Below are 22,525 nucleotides of genomic sequence, written 5' to 3'. Positions count from 1 at the left end.
GCATGGCAAACGTAATGAAAAAAGTAGATGCGGTGATCGTAGGCTTCGGCTGGGCGGGATCGATCATGGCGAAAGAGCTGACCGAAGCGGGCCTGAACGTGGTTGCGCTGGAGCGTGGCCCGCATCGCGACACCTATCCTGACGGCGCGTATCCGCAGGTTATTGATGAGCTGACCTATAACATCCGTAAAAAGCTGTTCCAGGATCTCTCCAAAAGCACCGTGACCATCCGCCATAACTCGGCGCAGACCGCGCAGCCCTATCGCCAGCTTGCCGCGTTTTTACCCGGCACCGGCACCGGCGGCGCGGGCCTGCACTGGTCAGGCGTGCATTTCCGCGTCGATCCGATCGAGCTGCGGATGCGCAGCCACTATGAAGAGCGCTACGGCAAAAAGTTTATTCCTGAGGGCATGACCATTCAGGATTTCGGCGTCACCTATGACGAGCTGGAGCCGTTTTTTGATAAGGCCGAAAAAGTGTTTGGCACCTCCGGCTCGGAATGGCGCGTTAAGGGCAAAGTCGTCGGCCAGCAGGGACGCGGCAACCCGTTCGCGCCGGATCGCTCCGACAAGTTCCCGCTGCCCGCGCAGAAGCGAACCTTCTCCGCGCAGCTGTTCGCGCAGGCCGCTGAATCCGTTGGCTATCATCCTTACGATCTGCCTTCCGCCAATACTTCCGGCCCGTACACCAACACCTACGGCGCGCAGATGGGGCCGTGCAACTTCTGCGGCTATTGCAGCGGCTACGCCTGCTATATGTATTCCAAAGCGTCGCCGAACGTTAACGTGCTGCCTGCGCTACGTCAGGAAGCGAAGTTTGAGCTGCGCGAAAACGCCAACGTGCTGCGCGTCAACCTGACCGACGACAAAAAGCGCGCCACCGGCGTGACCTATGTCGATGCGCTTGGCCGCCAGATCGAGCAGCCCGCCGACCTGGTGATCCTGTCCGCCTTCCAGTTCCATAACGTGCACCTGATGCTGCTGTCCGGCATCGGCAAGCCTTACGATCCGGTCACTAACGAAGGCACCGTAGGCCGTAACTTTGCCTATCAGAATATTTCCACCATCAAGGCCTTCTTTGATAAAGACGTCTTTACCAACAACTTTATCGGCGCGGGCGGCGCGGGCGTGGGCGTGGACGACTTCAATGCGGATAACTTCGACCACGGCAAATATGGCTTTGTCGGCGGCTCGCCGTTCTGGGTTAACCAGGCGGGCGTGAAGCCGATCTCCGGCCTGCCGACGCCGCCGGGCACGCCAGGCTGGGGCAGCAAGTGGAAAGCGGCGGTCGCCGATCACTATACGCATCATGTCTCGATGGACGCGCACGGCGCGCACCAGTCCTATCGCAACAACTATCTGGATCTGGATCCGAACTACAAGGATGCTTTCGGCCAGCCGCTGCTGCGTATGACCTTCGACTGGCAGGAAAACGACATCAAAATGTCGCAGTTTATGCATGGCCGGATGCACAAAATCGCCGAAGCGATGAACCCGAAACTGATCAGCGGCGCGCCGAAAATGCCGGGCACGCATTTCGACACCACCGTGTATCAGACCACGCATATGAACGGCGGCGCGATCATGGGCGAAGATCCGAAAACCAGCGCGGTTAACCGCTATCTGCAAAGCTGGGATGTGCCGAACGTGTTTGTTCCGGGCGCGTCCGCCTTCCCGCAGGGGCTGGGCTACAACCCGACCGGCATGGTGGCGGCGTTGACCTACTGGTCAGCGAAAGCGATTCGTGAACAGTACCTTCCAAGTCCAGGTCCGTTGGTGCAGGCGTAAGGATGACCATGATGAAAATGCTGATCCCGGCTCTGATGCTGGGTATGACCACCTTTGTTGCGGCGGCTGAGGATAACGGCGCCGATCTGATCAAGCGCGGCGAGTATCTGGCGCGCGCGGGCGACTGCGTGGCCTGCCATACCAAAATGGGTGGCGAATCTTTTGCTGGCGGGCTGGCGATGGCGACGCCCATCGGCAAGATTTACTCCACCAACATCACGCCCGATAAGAAAACCGGCATTGGCGATTACAGCTATGACGACTTTCAGAAAGCGGTACGCCACGGCGTAGCGAAGAACGGCGACACGCTCTACCCGGCGATGCCTTATCCTTCCTATGCCGTGGTTAACGATGAGGATATGCACGCGCTTTACGCCTACTTTATGCATGGCGTGAAGCCGGTTGAGGCCGAAAACAGGAAAAGCGACATTCCTTGGCCGCTGTCGATGCGCTGGCCGCTGTCGATCTGGCGCGGGCTGTTTGCACCGGACGTAAAAGCTTTCCAGGCGATTAAAGGGCAGGATGCGGTGCTGGCTCGCGGTCAGTATCTGGTGGAAGGCCTGGGCCACTGCGGCGCCTGTCATACCCCGCGTAGCCTGACCATGCAGGAAAAAGCGTTGAACGACGGCGAAGGCAGCGACTACCTTTCCGGCAGCAGCTCGCCGATTGACGGCTTTACCGCCAACAACCTGCGCGGCGACAGCCGTGACGGACTGGGCCGCTGGAGTGAAGACGATCTGACGCAGTTCCTGCGCTATGGCCGCAACGATCGTACCGCGGCCTTTGGCGGCATGACCGAAGTGGTGCAGCACAGTTTGCAGCATTTAAGCGACGAAGATATCACCGCCATTGCGCGCTATCTGAAATCCCTGGGCGCGAAAGACTTAAATCAGGTCGGCTTTACGCCGGATGACAAGGTAGCGAAGGCGCTGTGGAAGGGCGACGACAGCAAACCGGGCGCGTCGGTGTACGTCGACAGCTGCGCGGCCTGCCATAAAACGGACGGCAGCGGCTATAAGCGCTTCTTCCCGCAGCTGAGCGGCAATCCTGTGGTGCTGGCGGAAGATCCAACCTCGCTTATCCATATCGTTATCAGCGGCGCGACGCTGCCAGGCGTGAAGGGTGCCCCTTCCGCCATCACCATGCCGGCTTTCGGCTGGCGGCTGAATGACCAGCAGGTCGCCGACGTGGTGAACTTTATCCGCACCAGCTGGGGCAATACGGCCAAAGAGCAGGTTAGCGCCAGCGACGTGGCGAAAGTGCGTAAAAACGACGCTGAACAGCAGGGCAGCGTGGATATTGAGAAGCTGACTGAAGTGAAATAAGCGACTTTGACCGGTAAAAAAGCGGCCAGTAAATGGCCGCTTCAGATTGTAGACGGCGTGCCCGATCCGGGGACAGATTGCTTCCACAAAGATGCAGAAAACGGCATTGATGTCCGCTCATTACCAAGAGTTACGCCGGAACCGCCAAAATTTTGTTACCCGGCACCCTTTTCCAGCCCGGTCAGATTGCGCTGTAAAAGTTGAAACACCCAGTAAATAAGGTACGCCAGTCAGGCGTGTACCTTAATGGTTGGGAGCAGATTTTGATTGTTAATCAAGCTCGTCATCAGACGTGTATGTTCCTTCGAAAGGATCTGTCCATTTATAATCATTATAAAATAAAGTTACTACATCACCAGTGTCCCATCGTAGTGTTCCTCCTCCACTGGAGAATATTTTCCATTTACCACGGGTGTTGTTGCTAAATTCAATAGTCCCTTTAGCATAACAGGGTGAATAACGATCATGTACATTAAAACTTAAAGGCACCGGATACGCCTCAGAAAAAAAATCCGTCACGTCTCGCTCTGTTATTTTAAATGCCAGGCAGCCATTTTTGACATTTCCTGATTCATCTTCGGTTTTTCCCGTTTCATCAATTTTAATGCCTGTGATTTTTCGGGTCGCCATATGTCCTGCAAAAGCTATATTTATAGTAAAAAACACACACAGCATGACGAAAAATTTTTTTACCATTGTGCTGTACCCGCTTCTGTCTTAACTTTATATGATACTTCAGGATGTCTGAAAATTTCAGTCATCGATACTTTTAATGTGTCAGAAAGTTCAGCTACAAGCCATTTCAATGAACTGTTTTGGGCATCATTGATCTTTTCATAAATAGCATCCTGGTCTTCACCTGAAAAAGGTTTTCCAACTATTTCTATGCCCAGAGAATCAAAGTTAGCAGGGTATCTTTCTGGATATGGCTTTTTCTGTTCTAAACGAGAGAGCTGTTTATATTTATTCAGTAATGGCTTTATTGTGGAAATTTCCGAAGGTTTGCATTTCTTTTTCATGTAGCATCTGGATCTTATATTGCCGACATGATAAGTAATTTTAAAAACTAAAGCTGTCTGGTAAATAGTACCGTCTTTATCTATCAGAAAATGTGCACCATTTGCACCTGTGTTTTTATAACTGTTAAAAGAGCTTTCTGCTGTCGATCCTCCGGTCTGATGTACGATAATTCCATTTACTTTGTCCAGTTTGCCACGCTCTATCGTGCTGAAACGTCTGACGATAATACGTTCCGCATCCACTAACCCATTTTTATTGACGAATAGCATAGTTATATTCCCTTATATTACTTATAGTTAAATATCCGTATTAGCTTTAATATCATATCCCATAGAAACCGTACCCGCTATATTTCTCCCCGCATTTCGCAAAACGTAATCCATCTTTATCCTGGAGAACGCGAGGCTGACCGCTTCACGCGGGACGCGCATGGTATTGAGATACACAGGATTTACGCCGGTGATGATAATATCCTGAAGCGTAATGTGCATATACTCCAGCGGAGAGCCGCCAGCTTTTCTGACAGTCAAAACGGCTTCAGGTATACGTTTTCCAGTAAGACAATAATGAAGTAAGTTGGTGCTGGTCTTATCGATATAATGTTCAAAATACAAGTCGTCAACGGTACACTTCCCGGCACCGCCACCCCATCCCAGGTGCATATTTGATGCCTGTCTGACAGACCATTCCCAACTCAGGATTTCTGTTTCACCTTTATGTGTAGAATCCTGAGACTCGCCTTCAATTCCATTAAATTTTATGAAAATATCCTGAATCATAATCCTTCCTTGTATAAATAAAATGATTACTGCTTTTCTTTGCCTCGTATAAACTTCCAATAAAGGTTGACCACGTAACTGAAAACATCTCTGTCAGACCGCTGGTTGGATATTTCACGCCATCGTGCCTGAAGAACATCTGCAATCGCTCTGGCTTCCGGGACTCAACTTGCCAGCTGGTTCAACTTTGGAACGCTCGGCTTGTCTCCCTGGCGCACTGCTGCCGGGGCATGGTCAAATCCGGGCCACTGGCGGTTTACACAAGGCCGGTTCCCCGTTATAAAACCGCTGCAACTAAACTAAATCAACACTTATTTTATTACCCCTGCAAAGGTCAATCTTGCTCGCAACGTCACTACACCAGGGTCAAAAAAATGACGCTGATAATGCCGCTCCGCAAGCTGAATACGTATATAACAACCAATACGACAACACAGGCGTTATTTTGATATACCGGTTGGGCCGCACATTTACACACAGAAGTTTCTGCGAGACCCGCAATTGAAACGCAATATCCGTCGCTTTTGAGACCAGATGGAATCTTATCGTCAGCTACATGCCATAGTCGCCAGGAAGAGGTTACCAGAAAAATGATGTTGAAACGGACGCAGATAATTAGCGCGGGCGAGCGCTTGTTTATTACCGCTCCTGTCGCAACTACTGGAACGACCTGAGGCAAAGAGTAACGGCAAAGGCATGAAAGCGTTGGCCCGGATAGCGTCGGTAGCAGGGCAACATATTTTTATACCTTTCAGATGAAGCGGCCAGCAAACTGGCCGTTTTTTTGCCGTGTCGAAAGCGTCTGGTTTAAACCGACGAGCCTTCCTGCCAGAGCCGGACAGAAGAACGTTCTGCTTTTCCTGGCATGCGTTTTTATTCAGTAACATGTAATTAAGCGCCAGATCTCAGTCGCCTGCTACACTTTCTTCGAGCTTGTTCTTCAGCACATACCTCAAACGAAGGAGATGTTATGCAACTTTCGCCTTATTTATACTTTTCGGGAAACTGTGAAGAGGCTATCGCTTTTTATCAGCAGGCCACGGGAGCCGAACTGACGGTTAAAATGACCTGGGGTGACGTGCCTGCGGAGAAAAAACAGCAGCCGCAGAAACAGAACAGCCCAAGCGCGGAACAGCCAGCGGATGATAAAATCATGCACGCGCTGCTGCATATCGGCGACGGCGAGCTGCAAATGAGCGACAGCGCGGAAGCGGTAAGCTATAACGGTTTTGCCGTCAGCCTGTCGAGCAACGATCCTGCCGAAGGCAAACGCTGGTTCGATAATCTTTCCGCTGGCGGTAAGGTCACGCTGGAATGGGAAGAAACCTTCTGGGCGGCCGGTTTCGGTACGCTGATCGATAAGTTCGGCGTGCCGTGGCGCATCAACGTAAATAAACCCGCTACTGACTGATTTTCAGCCGATCCAGCGTGGCAAGCAGCGCGTCGACCTTCGGCAGCAGCTGCTTTCTGCGCGGCCAGACGATAAACAGCGGCAGACCTTCTACCGCCAGCTCTGGCAGGATCGGTACCAGCGCGCCGCTGGCCAACTCTTTTTCCAGCAGCCAGGTCGCCATTTGCGCCACGCCGAGTCCGGCTACTACGGCGGCGACCTGGGCTTCGCCATCCCCTAACGCCATCCGATAAGGCAGGGTTCGGGTTATCGTTCGTCCATCCGGCGAACGGATATGCCACGGACTGGTGCTGCCATCTACCCGATCGTAAACAATGGCTCGCCTTTCGGTCAGCGCCTGCAAAGAGTCGGGCACGCCGTGCTGCGCCAGATAGTCCGGCGAAGCGCAGAAGATCAGCCTTTCATTACCCAAAAAGCGGCAGCCCAGCGAGGGCGGAAAATCTGTCGAGCCGCCAATACGTATCGCGATATCCACGCCTTCCTCAAACAGATCGACAAAGCGATCGGAGAAAGAGAGGGCAATCTGCATCTCCGGGTTCTGCTGGCAAAATTCGTTGATAAGCGGCATCACCCGCATCCGGCCAAAGGTGTTGGGCACGGCAATCCGCAGCCGTCCGACCGGAATGGCGCGCTGGGCGGCCAGTACGGATTCCGCTTCCGCCAGCTCGCTCAGCACACGCGTACAGGTTTCATAAAAGGCCTGACCGGCATCCGTCAGCGCCAGTCGTCGCGTGGTGCGTTCAAACAGCCGCGAGCCGAGCCGGGCTTCCAGCCTTGCCACGCTTTTGCTGATGGCTGAACTGGTCAGATGCAACGAATCGGCGGCGGCGGTAAAACTGCCGTGCTCCACGCTGGCGACAAAGGGGGTGATATCTTTAAGGCGATCCCGACCGATCATTATTCATGACTCATATTCTCAAATAATATGAATTTATACCTCTAATAGGATTTTAATTCTCTATTAAGCTTAATGAATTAGCAATCAGGAGGAAAATTTATGCAACAACGCGCACTTATTGTCGGCGTCAGCGGCGTTATCGGTACCGCACTGGCAGAGCAGCTGACCGGCGACGGTTGGGAAGTTTATGGCCTTTCACGCGGCCGCACGGCGGTGCCGGCGGGCTGCACGGCATTGACCGCCGACCTTACCGATGCTGAATCCGTTAAGAAAGCGCTGGCTGACCTGAAGGTTGATAAGGTCTTCTTCAGCGTCTGGTCGCGTCAGGCCAATGAAAAAGAGAATATCCGCGTAAACGGCGCGATGGTGCGTAACGTGATCGACGCGCTGGGCGACGGCCTGAAAGGCGGCCACGTGGCGCTGGTCACCGGCCTTAAACACTATCTGGGGCCGTTTGACGCCTATGGCAAAGGCGCGGTCCCAATGACGCCGTTTCGCGAAGAGCAGGGCCGCCAGCCGGTCGATAACTTCTATTACGCGCAGGAAGATGAAGTCTTTGCGGGCGCGAAGAAGTATGGCTTCACCTGGAGCGTGCACCGTCCGCATACCATTATCGGCTTTGCGCTGGGCAACGCGATGAACATGGGCCAGACGCTGGCCGTTTATGCCAGCCTCTGCAAGCAGACCGGCCAGCCGTTTATCTTCCCCGGCTCGAAAGCGCAGTGGGAAGGCGTGACCGATATGACCAGCGCAAACGTGCTGGCGCAGCAGCTGGAATGGGCCGCGACCACGCCGTCGGCGCAGAATGAAGATTACAACGTGGTCAACGGCGACGTGTTCCGCTGGAAATGGATGTGGGGCCAGATCGCCGACTATTTTGGCGTGGAAGCCGCGCCTTACCCGGACGAGATGCAGCCGCTGGAAGGGCGGATGGATGCGGCGGCAGAGCAGTGGAAAGCCATCGCGCAGCAGTTCGACCTCAAGGAAGCGGATATCAACCGGCTGGTTTCCTGGTGGCATACCGACGCCGATCTGGGCCGCCCGATGGAGGTCTTTACCGACGTCAGCAAAAGCCGCAAGGCGGGCTTTACCGGTTATCAGCCCACGCGCGATGCGTTTTTCGCGCTGTTTGACAGGCTGAAGGCGGAAAAACTTATCCCGGCCTGATGCTACAGGCGCCGCGCGTGACGGCCATTACGCGCGGCGCGCTGCTTCAGGCTGCACATATTCCTGACGCAGCATGCCATAGAGCGCGCAGTCCCAGCGCGCTTCTCCTACCGCCACGCCCTGCCGCTGTACGCCTTCCCGCACAAAACCCAGCTTCTCATAGGTACGTATCGCCGCCTGATTAAAGGTGTAGACGCGCAGCTCAATACGCTCGATGCCTTCCTGCTGAAAAGCCGTCGCAATCAGTTGGCGCAGCATGTGCTCCGCCAGATTTTGTCCCCGCATCGCTGGATTGACCACCACGCGACAGAGGCAGGCCAGATGGTTGTTCCAGTCAAAGCCTGTCTGCGCCACGGCAGCCAGTTCGCCCGCCTGTTTTCCGGCAAAAGTAAGCAGGCTGGCAGGCTGCTGGCTGGCGGAATCCAGCAGCGTGGCGAGAAACGACTCTTCCAGCGGCCAGGCGACGCCCGGCCCGGCCCACTGCGTAACGTCGGCCTGCGACGTAAACCAACTGCTTAAGGCAAGCCGATCTTGCTCGGCGAAAAAGGCAATCTGCATAGGGTGCTCGCTCAGGCTAAAAAAGGTGAGTGGCGAAAATCCGCGAAGGGTTCAACTTTCTTTGTTCCGCAGGTCTGGCGGCGCTATCCGGCCTCATTCTGCAACAATTGTTTCCTGGTGGAAACAATAGCCGAAAGAGGCGCCTGACTGTTGCGAAAAAAGCCGCCTGCGTTAGGATGAAGTTATCCGGGCAGGCCAAAAAGGCGCTGACCCCCACATGACTCTTATACTGGCAGGGGCAATCATGAGCAATAAAACCATTCACTGGAACGGCGGCTTGCAGCCGGAAGCGGTAAATATCCTGTCTGCCGACGGCGGCATGATCGTCTGCCCGACCAAAGTGGGCTACATCATCATGACTTCCGATGCGAAAGGCCTGGAGCGCAAGTTCGACGCCAAGCAGCGCAACCGCAACAAGCCGGGCGTGGTGCTGTGTGGCTCGCTGGAGCAGCTGAAAGAGCTGGCGCAGCTGAACCCGGAAATTGAATCGCTGTATCAGCAGCACTGGGACAAAGACGTGCTGCTGGGCTGCATCCTGCCGTGGAAAGAAGAGGCGGTGGCGCGTATCCCGGAAGACGGTTCAAAAGATCTGATGATGGATCGCCGTCAGACCAGCTGCTTCGTGATTAAATTCGGCGTGCCCGGCGAGAAACTGGCGAAAGAGCTGTGGGAAAACCACGGTAAATTCTCCTTCGCCAGCTCGGCTAACCCATCAGGCAAAGGCAACCGTGGCCTGGTCGAAGGCATCGGCGAGCGTATCGAATCCCAGGCGGATCTGATTATCGAAGCCAACGACTATGTGAAGTCTATCCAGCCTAACGAATCGGAGAAAACCCGCTACGAGCAGGGCGTGATGGTGGCGATGGTGGATGAAAACGGCAAGCTGGTGCCGGAGCAGAAGGGTGAGCGCAACATTACGCCTTGTCCGGTGCTGATCCGTAAAGGGCTGGACGTGGATAAAATCATGTCGATGCTGTCAGACACCTTTACCACCTGGGATTACCGCCACGGCAACTACTACTGATTATGCAGGGCGGAGCTTCGGTTCCGCTTTACCTCAGTGCTTTCTGCAGCGCGGCGATAAACAGCCTGACGCGCGGCGAGATCAGGCCGTTCTCTTTGGTCAGGATCCAGGATTTATAAAGATCCATTTCCCATTCCGGCAGTACCCGACAGAGTTTTCCTTCCTCCACTGCCTGTAGGGCGACGTAATCCGGCAGATAGGCTATCCCCGTTTGCGCCACCGCTGAATTAACCAGCGCGGTACTGTTATTGGCGCGAAACCGGCTGCGCACCTCGATATCCCGCTTCTGCTTCTCTTTGCGAAAGGGCAGCGAGATAGTATGGGCCGGGCCACGAAACAGGATAAAGTCGTGGCGCGTCAGATCTTCCGGCCGTTGGATAGCGCTAAAACGCTCAAGGTAGGCTGGCGCGGCGTAAAGCCCCCAGCTGATATCCATCAGCGGCAGGCAGTGCGGATGTTCCGGCCTGTCGCGGCGGATGACGATAGCCAGATCGAGATTATCGTCCACCAGATTCACCGGCCTGTCGGTAAGGTCGAGATCTACGCTGACGTGCAAATTGCCCGCCACGAACTGGTTCAGCACCGGCACGATGCACTGGCAGCCGAAGGTAACCGGCGCGACGACGCGCAGGCTGCCGGTCGGCTCCTCGTGGAAGCGGCGAATAAAAAGCTCGGCGCTTTTTACCTCGCTGAGAATGCGCGCGCAGTAGTGATACCAGGTCATACCGACCTCGGTCACGGCGATCTTGCGCGTGGTGCGCAGCAGCAGCTTTGCGCCCAGGCGTATTTCCAGCGCGGCGATCTCTTTGCTGACCGCCGACTTGGATATCCCCAGCTGTTTTGCCGCTTCGGTATAGCTCAGCGTTTCTGCCACGCGGGCAAAAATCACCATCGCGTGCAGGTTTTCGACGTCGCTCATTAGCGGGCGGAGATTGCCAGCGCGCTGCCCGCAAAGACAAACAGGCTGCCGACGGCACGATTAAGCAGGCGCAGGCGCGACGGGTTGGCAAATACGCCAGAAAGGCGGCGACCGGCGCAGGCGTAAGCGAACATCAGGCCGCAGTCCGTGACGGCCCAGGTGACGGCCAGCGTGGCGAACTGGACAGCGTGCGGCTGGCTGGCTTCCACAAAGTTAGGAAACAGCGCGGCGAAAAACAGCAGGTCTTTGGGATTGCTGATGCCGACCATATAGCCTTTACGAAACAGTTTAAGCAGGCCAGGCATCGCCTGCGGCTGGCCGCTGATAACGATGCTTTCTGCCGGCGCGCTGTTGCGCCAGGCGCTGATGCCCAGCCAGATCAGATAGGCGGCGCCGACCACTTTCAGCACGGTAAAGGCGGTAGTGGAGGCCGCCAGGATCGCGCCCAGCCCCAGCGCCGATGCGGTCATCAGCGTCATGGCCGCCATCACGCCGCCGATCACCGTCGCCAGCGCGCGGCGTCGGCCGTAGCGCAGCCCGTGCGTCATGCTGACCAACGCAGAAGGGCCGGGAACGGCGATAAGAACGGCAATAATACCGGCATAGGCAAGCCAGAGGTGGAGCGACATAACACTATTCCTTGAACAATGAGCGACAGGAACCTTTCGGGTGGCCGTAGCTTAATGGCTGCGCAGGGGGAAGTAAATTAAGCAGAAGCGGTTCGGGGCGGAGAATGCGAGCCGCCCCGTAAAACTAACGGACTTTTTTCACCAGCACGGGAATTTGGCGCAGTTTGTTAGCCAGCCATAGCCCGCCCAGCAGCATCACGGCGATAAATGCGGAGACGCCAGCCCAGCCGTAGCCGTGCCAGAACACGCCGCCCAGCGTCCCCGCCACGCTCGATCCCAGGTAATAAAAGAAAAGGTAGAGCGAAGAAGCCTGGCCTCTGGCGCGACGGGCGCGGTGACCGACCCAGCTGCTGGCGACCGAATGCGCGGCGAAAAAACCGGCGGCGAACAGCATCAGGCCTGGCAGCACCAGCAACAGCGTGGTGAACTGGGTAGCGATCAGGCCGGCCAGCATCAACAGCAGCGAAGCCATCAGCACCACGCCGCGCCCGTAGCGAGCGGTCATCACGCCCGCCTTCGGCGAGCTGTAAGTGCCGGTCAGATAGACGACGGAGAGCAGACCGACCACCGTCTGGCTGAGGGAAAAAGGCGCGGCCAGAAAGCGAAAGCTGACATAGTTAAACAGCGTCACGAAGCTGCCCATCAGAATAAAGCCGACCAGGAACAGCATCGGTAATCCCATATCCCGCCACTGGAACATAAAGTTGACCAGCAGCTGGTGCGGCCGCAGCGAGGTGGCGCGGAAGTGCTGTGAAGGGGGCAACAGGCGGAAAAACAGCCCGGCGGCCGTCAGCGCGAACAGGCCGACCACGAACAGCGAAACGTTCCAGGAAAAGTGATCGGCCAGCATGCCGGTAGAGAGCCGCCCAACCAGGCCGCCAATCGAATTACCGCTGATATAAAGGCCCATAGAGAAAGAGAGGAAAACCGGGTGCAGCTCCTCACTCAGCCAGGTCATTGCCACCGCCGCGACGCCGCTTAGCGCCAGCCCGGTCAACGCGCGCATCGCCAGCACGCCTTCCCAGCTGCTCATGGTGGCGCAGATCAGCGTAAAGCAGGCGGCCAGCAGCAGCGAAACGGACATCACTGATTTACGGCCGATGGCGTCCGACAGCGGCCCGGTCACCAGCAGCCCCAGCGCCATCATGATGGTGGTGACCGACAGCGACAGGCTGCTTTGCGCAGGCGTCAGATGAAAGCTTTGCGAAAAAACAGGTAGCACAGGCTGCACGCAGTACAGTACGGCGAAGGTGGACAGGCCGGCGCAGAACAGCGCCAGCGTGGCGTGCATAAATCTGCGCGTGCCGCGAATAATATAGGTTTTATTTATATCAGGAGAATTAACGGGAGAAACTAAACTGTCGTCTTCATCTGTAAGACTTTCCGAGTGCAACGCTGCGGATTTATTTACTACCGGTGCCACGAGATTTCCTTAATCGTATTTGAAAGGGCTGGTTTGCTATCAGATAAACTTATCGCTGCCATCGCCATAACAGCATTTGACCCGCATTAGTATTCGGCCGTTTAAATTTAATGTAAATGAGAAATTTAAATAATTTTTCAAAGAATGAAAAAGCATCGCTTTAATTTTCGATTGAAGCTGCTTTGTACCGACTGCGGGCAAGCAGAAAGAAGCAACAGGCGGAAGCCCGAAAGATGGGGCAAGGTGGGCCTGAACCTGCTAAAGAGAGGGCGGCTGCTTTATTTCATTTTTTTCAGAAAATGTAAGAGGGGTTTCACCTCTTGCTATTCCTTTAATCAAGGAGGGAAATAGCGATTATTCTTTGTTTGTTTATTTTTTGAAATATTATCTTAACTTCTGTCATATTCGCGCTTATTTGCACTATGAGACACGAGTACTATACTTAACCTTATACATAATTAACCGTACACCACATTGTCAATCATCGACATCAGGAGGTTTTTATCGCTTTTAATCATAACGACCTGACCATTGACAATAACCTGGCAGATTACGAAGCTTATTATCACGATTATGAAGCGCTGGATATGCTGGCCGAACCGCAGCCTGAACCTATTCAGGGACTGCCTGCGCCGGATATTCTGACGCCTTCCGATCGCTACCAGGAACTCTTTGAAGCCGTGCAGAGCGCAAGGATCTTTGCCGACAGCAAAACCTTTGCAGACTGCGCGCCGAAAATCGAACCGGAGATGATCCTCTACCGCTACTTTATTCAGCGCGAGCGAGAGGATTTTAACCTGCTGGCCTTTGTGCTGGAGAATTTCGACCTGCCGAAAATTAACGACAGCCGCTACGTGGCCGATCCGGCAAAAAGCATGGGCGAGCATATTGACTCGTTGTGGCCGGTACTGACGCGCAAGCCGGAAAAGCATTCTGAATTTTCTTCGCTGCTGCCGTTGCCGGAACCTTATGTCGTGCCGGGCGGCCGCTTTGGCGAAACCTACTATTGGGATTCGTACTTCAGCATGCTGGGCTTCGCGGCTGGCGGACAGACCGATCTGCTGCGCCAGATGGCGGATAACTTTGCGTGGATGATCGACACATATGGCCATATTCCAAACGGCAACCGCACCTATTATTTGAGCCGCTCGCAGCCGCCAGTGTTTGCGCTGATGGTCGAACTGTTTGAAAAAGATGGCGTTAGCCAGGCGCAGCGTTATCTTCGTCAGCTGAAGCGTGAATATGACTTCTGGATGGACGGCACGGAGTCGCTGACGCCCGGCGAAGCATGGCGTCATGTGGTGATGATGCCGGACGGATCGGTACTGAATCGCTACTGGGACGATCGCGATACGCCGCGCGACGAATCCTGGATTGAAGACGTGGAAACCGCCAGAAACTCGGCGCGTCCTTCCAGCGAGGTTTATCGCGATCTGCGAGCGGGCGCGGCTTCCGGCTGGGACTTTTCCTCCCGCTGGCTGAGCGAAGCAGGACGGCTGGAAAGCATCCAGACCACCAGCATTGTGCCGATCGATTTAAACGCGTTTCTCTACAAGCTGGAAACCACGATCGCTCGCCTGTCTGCCCGTAAAAACGATCGTGCGACCGCAGAACTGTTTCAGCAAAAAGCGGTGCGCCGCCGTGAAGCGGTCGATGCCTGGTTATGGGACGCACAGGCCGAGCTGTACCGCGACTACAACTGGCGGGAGCGCGAAAAAGGCGTTTTCTCGGCGGCTGGCGTGACGCCGCTTTACGTAGGAATGGCCAGCCTGGAGCAGGCGGCTGCCACCGCTGCGGCGGTACGCTCGCATCTGCTGGCGCCGGGTGGCGTGCTGACTACGGTAGAAGAAACCGGCGAGCAGTGGGACAAACCCAACGGCTGGGCGCCGATGCAGTGGATGGCGATCAAGGGTTTTAATAACTACGGTGAAGAGCTGTTGGCGAAAGAAATAGCCGCACGCTGGCTTCAGGTAACGGGCGCTACCTATCATCGTCACCATAAGATGGTGGAGAAATATAACGTTGCCGGCCGCGCGCCGGTATTAGCGGGCGGCGGCGAATATCCGTTGCAGGATGGATTCGGCTGGACAAACGGCGTTACGCGTCGCCTGCTGGCGATGTATCCGGATGCGGCGCCGAAGCGATAAATGGCGCGCTTAATTATTAAAGGCCTTCATTATGAAAGCCTTTTTTATTTATGGTCGGCGAAAATAATATGCCATCACTGGGTAAGGTGAACTTTATCAACCGTTTTGCCGGGAAGGCAAAAGGAACAAACCAGCGGCATGGCGTTGGCCGCCGCCGAATACAGATTTATTCCTCTGCTGAAAACTGGCGGCGGTTATCAATAATCTGATGCAGATTAACCTCGATCCAGTCGGCCAGGCCCGTAATGCGGTCGCGCGCTTCATGACCCAACACGGTAAGTTTGTATTCAACGTGCGGCGGGATCACTTCATAAGCGATACGCTCCACAAAGCCGTCTTCCTCCATAAAACGCAGCGTTTGCGCCAGCATTCTTTCACTGACGCCGCCTATTTTGCGCCGCAGTTCGCCAAAGCGCAGCGTGTCGTTCTCCAGCGCAATCAGCACCAGCAAACTCCAGCGGCCGGTCAGGCGTTTTAATACTTCGCGCGACGGACAGTCGCGGTTCAATAATTCGCCGCGTTGCAGCCTGTCGCGAAGCGAAACGATTGAGGAACTATTTTTTTCCATACTAACAAACCTGTAAGTACTTACTTTTGGTTAGTGTATGACATAGGCTGATTGAACACAACGCTTCCGGGGCTAAGCCGGATGCGCTTTTATCACCGCTAAGGAGAACATTATGATTGCAGTAACCGGAGCAACCGGCCAGCTTGGCCGCCTGGTGATTGATGCTTTACTGAAAAGAACGTCTGCCGAAGAGCTGGTCGCCGTGGTGCGTTCGCCGGCGAAAGCGGCCGACCTCGCCGCGCTGGGCGTTCAGGTACGCCAGGGCGATTATAACCAACCGCAGACGCTGGCCGACGCTTTTCGCGGCGTGGATAAAGTGCTGCTAATTTCCTCCAGCGAGGTCGGCCAGCGTGAGGCGCAGCATAAAGCGGCCATCGAGGCGGCCAAAGCGGCAGGCGTTAAGCTGCTGGCCTATACCAGCCTGCTTCATGCCGACAGCTCGCCGATGGGGCTGGCCGATGAACACCGGGCAACCGAGCAGGCGCTGATTGCATCCGGCGTGCCTTACGTTATTCTTCGCAACGGCTGGTACAGCGAAAACTATGCCGCCAGCATTGCGCCAGCGCTAACGCACGGCGTGTTTATTGGTGCGGCCGACGAGGGTAAAATCGCTTCTGCTACCCGTCAGGATTATGCTGAAGCGGCGGCTGCTGTACTGACCAGCGACGTGCCTGTTGATAAAGTTTACGAGCTGGCGGGCGACGAGGCCTATACGCTGACGCAGTTCGCAGCGGAAATCGCCCAGGCCAGCGGTAAAGCCGTACGTTATCAAAATTTGCCTCAGGACGACTTTGCCGCCGCGTTAAAAGCGGCCGGTTTGCCTGACGGGCTGGCAGAGATGCTGGCGGATTCGGATGCCAATGCGGCCAAAGGCGCGCTGTATGATGACAGCCATACTTTAAGCCGCCTGATCGGCCGGGCGACCACGCCGTGGCAGGATGTGGTAAAAGCGTTTGTGGCCAAAGCTTAAAGCCGCGCTTTTCGCACGGGACGCGGTGATAGCTGTTAAAGCATTGCTGCGTCCGGCTAATCTTGCAAAAGGGATCCCCGGTCGTCCCGCTCGATCGCCAGGATCCTTTGCTGTTGGCTAATCTTTTTGACAAAGCCAGTCAAATATCTTCACTATCGGGCAAACCGTTAATGCTGCACTATCCTTAAACATTCCTGGTGAAAATAAGGACAACCGGCATGACGTTAATCAAGAAAGTCGCTTTACCGTTATTAATCAGCTCCGCGCTCTGGTCACAATTTTCTGCCGCCGCGCCCGTTAATTACGCAATGGACAGCGGGCATACCTCCGTTGTTGTTTCGTGGACTCACTTCGGTTTTTCCCATCCAACGGCCGATTTGTCTGATGTTACCGGCAATATTGATTTTGATGCCGCTAAAGTCAGCGATTCTAAAGTGGACGTGACTATTCCGGTCAACAGCATTGATACGCACGTAGACAAGCTGACCGAAGAGTTTAAAGGCCCGGAATATTTCGACGTGACCAAATACCCGAATGCGACCTTTAAAAGCACAAAAGTGGTCAGCACAGGTAAAAATACCCTGGATGTACACGGCGACCTGACCATCAAGGGCATCACCAAACCTGTCGTGCTGCATGCGGTGCTGAACAAGCAGGGCATGCACCCGATGGTGAAGAAGGAAGCGGTTGGCTTTGATGCCACCACCACTTTTAAACGCTCCGACTTTAAGCTGGATAAATATGTGCCGGCCGTCAGCGACGACGTGAAGCTGACCATCACCACCGAAGCCTACGCGAAGTAATTCCGTATCGGCTGCTCTGAAGCCCGCTTTTCAGCGGGCTTTAAATCGGGCCGCTATAGCTCAATCACGCGATCGGCAGAGGCGATGGTGGAAGGGCGGTGGGCCACGATAATGCGGGTGATTTTAAGCGAGGAGATGGCGTTGTTAATGGCCTTTTCATTCTCGATATCAAGATGGCTGGTTGCTTCATCCATAAACAGGATGCTGGGACGCCGGTAAAGTGCCCGGGCAATAAACAGCCGCTGTTTTTGACCGCCGGAAATGCCTGCGCCTAACTCGCCAATCAGGGTTTCATAGCCCATCGGCATACTCATTATTTCGTGGTGAATATTGCTGTAAACCGCACACGCCATAATCAGCTCCCGGTTAGCATCCGGGGAAAAACCGCAGATATTGTCCGCGATAGATCCTGAAAAAAGCCGGTCATCCTGCAGCACGCAGGCAATGCTTTGCCGGAAATTATTCAACCCGATTTTATGAATATCCAGGCCTCCGGCCAGAATTTCGCCGCTGGTGGGCATAAGGAGGCCGCTCATGACTTTAAGCAAGGTCGTTTTCCCGACGCCGGAAGGGCCGACGATAGCAACGCTTTCCCCGGGCTGAACAGCAATATTCAGATCGGTAAAAATCGGTTTTGATAACGCATCATATTGATAGCTGACTTGTTTGACGTTAAGCGCAATACCTTCTCCGGGCCTGAAAATAGCCCGTGGCGCGACGGTTTCTTCTGCCTCGGTGAAAATAAGGTCGGAAATCCTTTCATTATGAAGCGAGAGCATTCGCAGACTCAGCGCCAGATCGATCAGGCTGCCAGCGCGCTGGGAAAATTGTCCCCGGTAGGAGTTAAAAGCCATAAACATCCCCAGGGTCATATTATTATCAATCACCATGGAAGCCCCCAGCCAGAGTATGGCCACCTGATCCAGCGTGCTGACCAGGGTATTGATGCCGCCAAACATCATATTAAACCGGGTAATTTTAATGCCGGTATTGGTGGCGTCGATATTCAGATTAAGCCAGTGGCTGGAGCGAATATTATCGATACCAAGGGATTTTACGGTGGAAATACCGTAAAGCGTTTCCATAAAGTGGGAGCTGGATTTGGCGCCTTTGACAATCTGTTCTTCTGACAGCTGGCGATACAGGCGATAGGTAACCAGACGCATCAGTGCATAACAAAGGGTAAAGCCCATCACGACCCAGACCAGCCAGCCGCCGTAAACCATCATCATCGCAAAAAGCCCGATAGTCATAATGGTATCGATAATCCCGGTAACGATGCTGTTGGTAAATGTTGTTCTGATGGCGTCCAGCGAGGAGAAACGGGACTGAATATCGCCAAGATGTCTCTTTTCGAAAAAGGATAAAGGCAGCTTCATCAGATGATCGAACAGCGTGGTCTTCCACTGCACATCCGTCAACGTGCCCAGCGCGATCGAGGTCCATGCCCGTATTACGCTGACAAAGGCTTTAAACAGGGTAAAGATAATCAGGCCGAGACAGATCACGGTTAGCAGATCGTAATCATGCGCCTGGATAACATGGTCAGTCACCAGCTGAGTTCCTACCGGCAGGAGCAGATTAATCGACTCAATGACGACTGACAGCGCGAATATTTTTAACAGCGCGCCGGGCAGACCATTGATGTTTTTCATCAGATCCAGCAGGCGCAGCCGGGTTTTTACCGTCTCTTTGTGGAATTCCTTATCCGGCCACAGCTCCAGCGCCACGCCGGTAAAGTGGTTGGACATATCCTTCATACCCACCACCCGCCGCCCGAAGGCCGGATCGTGGATCACAAATGAGTTGTGGCGCACTTTTACCAGGACAACAAAATGGTTCATATCCCAGTGCAAAATGCAGGGCGTTCTCAGCTTACCGACCTCATTGATATCCAGCGAAAGCGCGCGGGTTTTCAGCTGAAGCTGCGAGGCTATGCCGGCCACAAGATTTAAGGTCGCGCCTTTGGTTGATACGCCGAACTTCTGACGAAGGTTAAATAAATCGACGTTCAGACCGTAGTAAGAAGAGACCATCGCCAGGCAAGCCAGCCCGCACTCTGAGGACTCCGACTGCAAAATTTTCGGAACTTTACGGCGCAGTGAAAAATTTATTTTGCTGTTAATTTTTTCAAAAAGCGACTTACCTGTCATTGACAACTCCACTCACGCTATTTTTTATTTTATTTATAGGCGCAATCGCCCACTGATATAACGGCTTTTTCTCAAGGAAGACGATGACCCTGGCCTGAAGGCCGCCAGATATTTGCAGTTTTTTTCCCTTATCACTGAATTCTGTATCGTTAATGGCAACCAGAACTTTGTAATAAGAGCCTTTCTCCTGGCGGGCACCGCTGCTATAGGTGCTCATCTCCTGCGGCGAGGCAGGGACAGAGGAAATCGAGATGATTTTTCCTGGGAATTGCCCAAACTTATCAGCAGGGAAAGCGTTGTAGCGGATATTAATGCCGTCCTGCACTTTGACATAGGGCAGGCTGTTATCCGGAAGCCAGAGCAATAAAAAATAGTGCACGTTATCCACCGGCTTAATCTGCGCCAGGCTGGCGCCGGTTTCTACCATTTGGCCCGGCGTTACGCTAAGCGATTCGATAATACCGTCCAGTTTTGCACTGATAATGATACTGTTATTTGCTTTATATTCGGCCAGCTGTCGCTCCAGATCGCTCAGCTGTGATTTATTTTGAATAATCTGGTTATCAAAATCTGCGGCACGCGTAAATTTATCGCTGCGTAATTGCGAAAGCTGTATTTTTTCCTGAATACTCTGACTGTTCAGCGCCTGATAAGCGCTCTGCTGGGAAAGCGACTGCGCGCGCTGATAATTAAGCTGGTCCTGGGTAATTAACCCTTTTTTTAAATATTTTTCATAATTATTCAGGCTTTCGTTCATTTTCTTTACGCCTTCGCGGGCGCTGTTAACCATCTTCTCGGTTTCTTTATGGGCCTTTGCATAGCTGTCTATCTGCGACTGCAGGTTTTCCAGCGTAGACGCTTTATTACTTTCTAATTTAGCAATCATTGCGTGAAGATTAGCGGTCTGAATTTTAATGGATTCGACGGCGGCGCTGCTGACGTTTCCTGAAGAGGTAATACGGGCAACGTCCAGTTCATACAGCGGATCGCCTTTTTTAACACGATCGCCAACCTTAACAAAGGTGGTGGTAATATAACCCTGCTGTGGTGAATTAATATTGATAGCATGAGGAAGGGTAATCACTTCACCATCAACATCAATACGTCTGCTGTAATCAAAGAAGACCATAGCCAGTATAACTACGATAAGAAAAAGCAGGCAAAACCCTGTAATAACAGATGCTGGTATCTTAGAAATAAGCAGCGCCTTTCCTGTCCACTTCTGGCGCTGATAATCCAACGCGTCGCTGCGGAACAGGCTTTTCTTTTTATTGTTATCCATAAGAATTTCCAGAGAGAAAAAAAGAGCCACCGGAGTGGCTCTTGATAACCATGCGGATTTAGTAAATCGTTCCGTTTATCAGGCCATTGATTGCGTTTTCTGCATATTTAGTGGTGTTATCCCAACCAAATAATGCGCCCGTGATACCGAAGCAAATTGAACCAATAATGCCAGCACCAATCATACCAACTCCCTGGCCGATGATACCCACACCCAGGATACCACCGCCATCTCCGCCGTGCTTACCACCAATTACTGCGCCAGCTGCGCCACCAACGGCAGCGCCAAGTGCTGCAGAACCAACCAGTTCGGCAGCATTACCGATAAGGCTTGCGCCAGCAGTCCAGAAGTTAGTGAAGTCCCAGCTATAGGCGCCAGAAACATCGTTCATTTCCATTACTGAAAGTTCTTTCATTTTACTACTCCTTTTTTATTTTATGGACTTATATAAATAAGCCCTTCCTGTTTTTACTTCTCGTGTAAAACCGAGGCGTAAATATTAATGCGTTTTTCCTTCGTCATTCAAGTGGCTTTAATACCGTTTTATGTGAATTTTTCCTGAAAAGTTCTATGGTCATTGTTCAGAATGCAGGTTAAACGCACTCTTGAGGAATTAATTTGTTAGTTTTGACTGCATGTATATCTTATGAATTCTGAATTGAATATAAATTTTTTAACTTCAAATGTCAGCCAGCATCAATTTTGAGTAATAGTAAAAGTCATGGCGGCATTGGCTTTCCCTGGTGAAATCTCTCCGGTTTGTTTGTAGCGGGCAATCAATGGGATTTCGATGCTTTTTTCCGCTGCGGCGTGGTAAGTCTTTGCCGCAGCAAAAGTAAGCGGGGTTCTGCTACTATCCAGAACCTCAATGCCGACGCCCGCCGCTGCTTCCGCATCCGCATCAATTTCCAGCAGGCCGTCAGCGGATGAATTTCCTACCGGATTGAACGTTACCTGAACCGGAATATTATCTGCTTCACACTGTAGTATTACGCTAAAGTTGCGTTCTGAAGAGGCAGCCGTGCTGCCCACGCCGCTGAACTCACTGCGGTTTGGGCTGCCGAGGTTCACAGTTTGATTTTGTGAATTCACATCCGCCAGACAGCTTTTTTGAATAATGGCCAGGCTGTTTACCGTCAGCGTTGCAAAGGCTCCGCCGTTCAGATAGAAATTGGCATAAACCTTACTACCGATTGCTGAAGGCGTTATTGGGCCAGTTTTTACAAAGGTCAGTTTGACTTCATTCTGGTTTACCCAGGGCGTCAGCGAATTGGGTGAAACGGATGTATTAAGAGGAACGTTTACGCCTGCCTTGTAAAGATCGCTAATGATGACGCCCACACCTGCAATTCCTGTTTCATAGGCACCTGCTACAGTTGTACTGGCCGTTAACAGAGAGGCGGAGCGATAAGGCGTGCTTCCTGTGCAGATAACGGTAAATGTCTGACCGGCAAATCCCTTACCGTAGCGGATACCTATTTGTTCCCCTATATTCACTCTTGGATCCACCGCTAATGTTAATGCGCCGGTCGAGGCTTTAACTGTCGAACCCATTACGCAGCTTCCAACGCAAGAAAACGAGGGCAGGGATAATAATAAAAAAATTATTCTTACTTTCAGGCTAAATTTAAAAACTCTCATTGCTGCAATACTCCTTCTGCC

At 53.3% G+C, this 22,525-nt stretch carries 21 protein-coding genes; 8 read left to right on the top strand and 13 right to left on the bottom strand.

Features of this window, described 5'->3' with window-relative positions; genetic code table 11:
- The first annotated feature begins 2 nt into the window (after positions 1-2).
- A complete protein-coding gene (locus tag ACMGEE_RS17765) occupies positions 3-1,787 on the top strand; it encodes a GMC family oxidoreductase (protein ID WP_253456038.1) in 1,785 nt (594 codons plus the stop codon).
- An 11-nt stretch (positions 1,788-1,798) separates the two neighbouring features.
- Positions 1,799-3,112, top strand: a complete 1,314-nt coding sequence (locus ACMGEE_RS17760; RefSeq protein WP_370734837.1) for a c-type cytochrome — start codon at positions 1,799-1,801, stop codon at positions 3,110-3,112.
- Between the two features lie 270 nt (positions 3,113-3,382).
- Here ACMGEE_RS17760 and ACMGEE_RS17755 read toward each other — a convergent pair whose 3' ends face one another.
- From ACMGEE_RS17755 to ACMGEE_RS17745, 3 genes are read right to left on the bottom strand one after another with little or no spacing between them, the layout of a single operon-like run.
- On the bottom strand, positions 3,383-3,808 hold the full coding sequence (locus tag ACMGEE_RS17755; RefSeq protein ID WP_436830413.1) for a hypothetical protein: 426 nt from the start codon (positions 3,806-3,808) through the stop codon (positions 3,383-3,385).
- Positions 3,802-4,401, bottom strand: a complete 600-nt coding sequence (locus ACMGEE_RS17750; protein WP_436830412.1) for a peptidoglycan recognition protein family protein — start codon at positions 4,399-4,401, stop codon at positions 3,802-3,804. The genes ACMGEE_RS17755 and ACMGEE_RS17750 overlap by 7 nt, the downstream gene beginning before the upstream one ends.
- A gap of 27 nt (positions 4,402-4,428) precedes the next feature.
- Positions 4,429-4,911: an Hcp family type VI secretion system effector gene (locus ACMGEE_RS17745; RefSeq protein ID WP_436830411.1), complete on the bottom strand. Its 483-nt coding sequence runs from the start codon at positions 4,909-4,911 to the stop codon at positions 4,429-4,431.
- A gap of 970 nt (positions 4,912-5,881) precedes the next feature.
- On the opposite strand from ACMGEE_RS17745, the gene yjdN reads away from it, so the two are divergent.
- Entirely contained in the window at positions 5,882-6,322 is a 441-nt protein-coding gene (yjdN, locus tag ACMGEE_RS17740) for a VOC family metalloprotein YjdN (protein ID WP_125290238.1), read from the top strand.
- Here the strand turns inward: yjdN and ACMGEE_RS17735 are convergent.
- The gene (locus tag ACMGEE_RS17735; protein WP_301289639.1) at positions 6,312-7,220 is read right to left on the bottom strand and encodes a LysR family transcriptional regulator; all 909 of its coding nucleotides are present in this window, start codon (positions 7,218-7,220) and stop codon (positions 6,312-6,314) included. The two genes, yjdN and ACMGEE_RS17735, sit on opposite strands and share 11 nt — an antisense overlap.
- A 99-nt stretch (positions 7,221-7,319) precedes the next feature.
- Here ACMGEE_RS17735 and ACMGEE_RS17730 point away from each other — a divergent pair, with 99 nt between their 5' ends.
- Complete coding sequence (locus ACMGEE_RS17730) at positions 7,320-8,387, top strand: SDR family oxidoreductase (protein WP_436830410.1); 1,068 nt, start codon at positions 7,320-7,322, stop codon at positions 8,385-8,387.
- Between the two features lie 27 nt (positions 8,388-8,414).
- On the opposite strand, the gene ACMGEE_RS17725 is transcribed toward ACMGEE_RS17730, so the two are convergent.
- Positions 8,415-8,945, bottom strand: a complete 531-nt coding sequence (locus ACMGEE_RS17725) for a GNAT family N-acetyltransferase (protein ID WP_253456023.1) — start codon at positions 8,943-8,945, stop codon at positions 8,415-8,417.
- A 244-nt stretch (positions 8,946-9,189) separates the two neighbouring features.
- On the opposite strand from ACMGEE_RS17725, the gene ACMGEE_RS17720 reads away from it, so the two are divergent.
- On the top strand, positions 9,190-9,969 hold the full coding sequence (locus tag ACMGEE_RS17720; protein ID WP_125290242.1) for an L-threonylcarbamoyladenylate synthase: 780 nt from the start codon (positions 9,190-9,192) through the stop codon (positions 9,967-9,969).
- 28 nt (positions 9,970-9,997) lie between these two features.
- On the opposite strand, the gene ACMGEE_RS17715 is transcribed toward ACMGEE_RS17720, so the two are convergent.
- The 3 genes from ACMGEE_RS17715 to ACMGEE_RS17705 all read right to left on the bottom strand — a co-directional run bounded on the left by ACMGEE_RS17715 (position 9,998) and on the right by ACMGEE_RS17705 (position 12,940).
- Positions 9,998-10,888, bottom strand: a complete 891-nt coding sequence (locus ACMGEE_RS17715) for a LysR family transcriptional regulator (protein ID WP_436830409.1) — start codon at positions 10,886-10,888, stop codon at positions 9,998-10,000.
- Positions 10,888-11,517 (bottom strand): LysE family transporter, encoded by a 630-nt coding sequence (locus tag ACMGEE_RS17710; protein WP_301252144.1) that lies wholly within the window; start codon positions 11,515-11,517, stop codon positions 10,888-10,890. The genes ACMGEE_RS17715 and ACMGEE_RS17710 overlap by 1 nt, the downstream gene beginning before the upstream one ends.
- Before the next feature lie 124 nt (positions 11,518-11,641).
- Positions 11,642-12,940, bottom strand: a complete 1,299-nt coding sequence (locus ACMGEE_RS17705; RefSeq protein ID WP_253456016.1) for an MFS transporter — start codon at positions 12,938-12,940, stop codon at positions 11,642-11,644.
- 503 nt (positions 12,941-13,443) lie between these two features.
- Here ACMGEE_RS17705 and treF point away from each other — a divergent pair.
- Positions 13,444-15,087 (top strand): alpha,alpha-trehalase TreF, encoded by a 1,644-nt coding sequence (gene treF / locus ACMGEE_RS17700; protein ID WP_436830439.1) that lies wholly within the window; start codon positions 13,444-13,446, stop codon positions 15,085-15,087.
- Between the two features lie 166 nt (positions 15,088-15,253).
- Here the strand turns inward: treF and ACMGEE_RS17695 are convergent, their stop codons facing one another.
- Positions 15,254-15,655 (bottom strand): winged helix-turn-helix transcriptional regulator, encoded by a 402-nt coding sequence (locus tag ACMGEE_RS17695; protein WP_253456013.1) that lies wholly within the window; start codon positions 15,653-15,655, stop codon positions 15,254-15,256.
- Positions 15,656-15,767: 112 nt separating this feature from the next.
- Between ACMGEE_RS17695 and ACMGEE_RS17690 the strand changes: the two genes are divergently transcribed.
- Both ACMGEE_RS17690 and ACMGEE_RS17685 read left to right on the top strand, forming a co-directional pair.
- Positions 15,768-16,625, top strand: a complete 858-nt coding sequence (locus ACMGEE_RS17690; protein ID WP_301252148.1) for an SDR family oxidoreductase — start codon at positions 15,768-15,770, stop codon at positions 16,623-16,625.
- A 218-nt stretch (positions 16,626-16,843) separates the two neighbouring features.
- Positions 16,844-17,428, top strand: a complete 585-nt coding sequence (locus ACMGEE_RS17685) for a YceI family protein (protein WP_253456007.1) — start codon at positions 16,844-16,846, stop codon at positions 17,426-17,428.
- Positions 17,429-17,481: 53 nt separating this feature from the next.
- Here the strand turns inward: ACMGEE_RS17685 and ACMGEE_RS17680 are convergent, their stop codons facing one another.
- The 4 genes from ACMGEE_RS17680 to ACMGEE_RS17665 form a co-directional block, all read right to left on the bottom strand.
- Entirely contained in the window at positions 17,482-19,581 is a 2,100-nt protein-coding gene (locus tag ACMGEE_RS17680) for a peptidase domain-containing ABC transporter (RefSeq protein ID WP_253456004.1), read from the bottom strand.
- Complete coding sequence (locus ACMGEE_RS17675; protein WP_394148937.1) at positions 19,571-20,863, bottom strand: HlyD family secretion protein; 1,293 nt, start codon at positions 20,861-20,863, stop codon at positions 19,571-19,573. The genes ACMGEE_RS17680 and ACMGEE_RS17675 overlap by 11 nt, the downstream gene beginning before the upstream one ends.
- Positions 20,864-20,921: 58 nt before the next feature.
- Complete coding sequence (locus tag ACMGEE_RS17670; protein WP_301730326.1) at positions 20,922-21,278, bottom strand: hypothetical protein; 357 nt, start codon at positions 21,276-21,278, stop codon at positions 20,922-20,924.
- Positions 21,279-21,559: 281 nt separating this feature from the next.
- Positions 21,560-22,504, bottom strand: a complete 945-nt coding sequence (locus ACMGEE_RS17665; protein WP_301730325.1) for a fimbrial protein — start codon at positions 22,502-22,504, stop codon at positions 21,560-21,562.
- Between the last annotated feature and the right edge of the window lie 21 nt (positions 22,505-22,525).

It is taken from the genome of Erwinia artemisiae (assembly GCF_051400835.1).
GTDB classification, from domain to species: Bacteria; Pseudomonadota; Gammaproteobacteria; order Enterobacterales; family Enterobacteriaceae; genus Erwinia; species Erwinia aeris.
The sequence above is the reverse complement of the archived record's forward strand: the minus strand, read 5'-3'. Positions and strand labels throughout refer to the sequence as shown.

What these genes read in the sequence shown, in the direction of transcription:
- ACMGEE_RS17680 (WP_253456004.1), bottom strand. Translation starts at nt 19,581, where the DNA reads ATGACAGGTAAGTCGCTTTTTGAAAAAATTAACAGCAAAATAAATTTT.
- ACMGEE_RS17750 (WP_436830412.1), bottom strand. Translation starts at nt 4,401, where the DNA reads ATGCTATTCGTCAATAAAAATGGGTTAGTGGATGCGGAACGTATTATC.
- ACMGEE_RS17695 (WP_253456013.1), bottom strand. Translation starts at nt 15,655, where the DNA reads ATGGAAAAAAATAGTTCCTCAATCGTTTCGCTTCGCGACAGGCTGCAA.
- ACMGEE_RS17665 (WP_301730325.1), bottom strand. Translation starts at nt 22,504, where the DNA reads ATGAGAGTTTTTAAATTTAGCCTGAAAGTAAGAATAATTTTTTTATTA.
- ACMGEE_RS17710 (WP_301252144.1), bottom strand. Translation starts at nt 11,517, where the DNA reads ATGTCGCTCCACCTCTGGCTTGCCTATGCCGGTATTATTGCCGTTCTT.
- yjdN (WP_125290238.1), top strand. Translation starts at nt 5,882, where the DNA reads ATGCAACTTTCGCCTTATTTATACTTTTCGGGAAACTGTGAAGAGGCT.
- ACMGEE_RS17725 (WP_253456023.1), bottom strand. Translation starts at nt 8,945, where the DNA reads ATGCAGATTGCCTTTTTCGCCGAGCAAGATCGGCTTGCCTTAAGCAGT.
- ACMGEE_RS17760 (WP_370734837.1), top strand. Translation starts at nt 1,799, where the DNA reads ATGAAAATGCTGATCCCGGCTCTGATGCTGGGTATGACCACCTTTGTT.
- ACMGEE_RS17690 (WP_301252148.1), top strand. Translation starts at nt 15,768, where the DNA reads ATGATTGCAGTAACCGGAGCAACCGGCCAGCTTGGCCGCCTGGTGATT.
- ACMGEE_RS17670 (WP_301730326.1), bottom strand. Translation starts at nt 21,278, where the DNA reads ATGAAAGAACTTTCAGTAATGGAAATGAACGATGTTTCTGGCGCCTAT.
- ACMGEE_RS17715 (WP_436830409.1), bottom strand. Translation starts at nt 10,888, where the DNA reads ATGAGCGACGTCGAAAACCTGCACGCGATGGTGATTTTTGCCCGCGTG.
- ACMGEE_RS17755 (WP_436830413.1), bottom strand. Translation starts at nt 3,808, where the DNA reads ATGGTAAAAAAATTTTTCGTCATGCTGTGTGTGTTTTTTACTATAAAT.
- ACMGEE_RS17685 (WP_253456007.1), top strand. Translation starts at nt 16,844, where the DNA reads ATGACGTTAATCAAGAAAGTCGCTTTACCGTTATTAATCAGCTCCGCG.
- ACMGEE_RS17735 (WP_301289639.1), bottom strand. Translation starts at nt 7,220, where the DNA reads ATGATCGGTCGGGATCGCCTTAAAGATATCACCCCCTTTGTCGCCAGC.
- ACMGEE_RS17720 (WP_125290242.1), top strand. Translation starts at nt 9,190, where the DNA reads ATGAGCAATAAAACCATTCACTGGAACGGCGGCTTGCAGCCGGAAGCG.
- ACMGEE_RS17730 (WP_436830410.1), top strand. Translation starts at nt 7,320, where the DNA reads ATGCAACAACGCGCACTTATTGTCGGCGTCAGCGGCGTTATCGGTACC.
- ACMGEE_RS17765 (WP_253456038.1), top strand. Translation starts at nt 3, where the DNA reads ATGGCAAACGTAATGAAAAAAGTAGATGCGGTGATCGTAGGCTTCGGC.
- ACMGEE_RS17675 (WP_394148937.1), bottom strand. Translation starts at nt 20,863, where the DNA reads ATGGATAACAATAAAAAGAAAAGCCTGTTCCGCAGCGACGCGTTGGAT.
- ACMGEE_RS17745 (WP_436830411.1), bottom strand. Translation starts at nt 4,911, where the DNA reads ATGATTCAGGATATTTTCATAAAATTTAATGGAATTGAAGGCGAGTCT.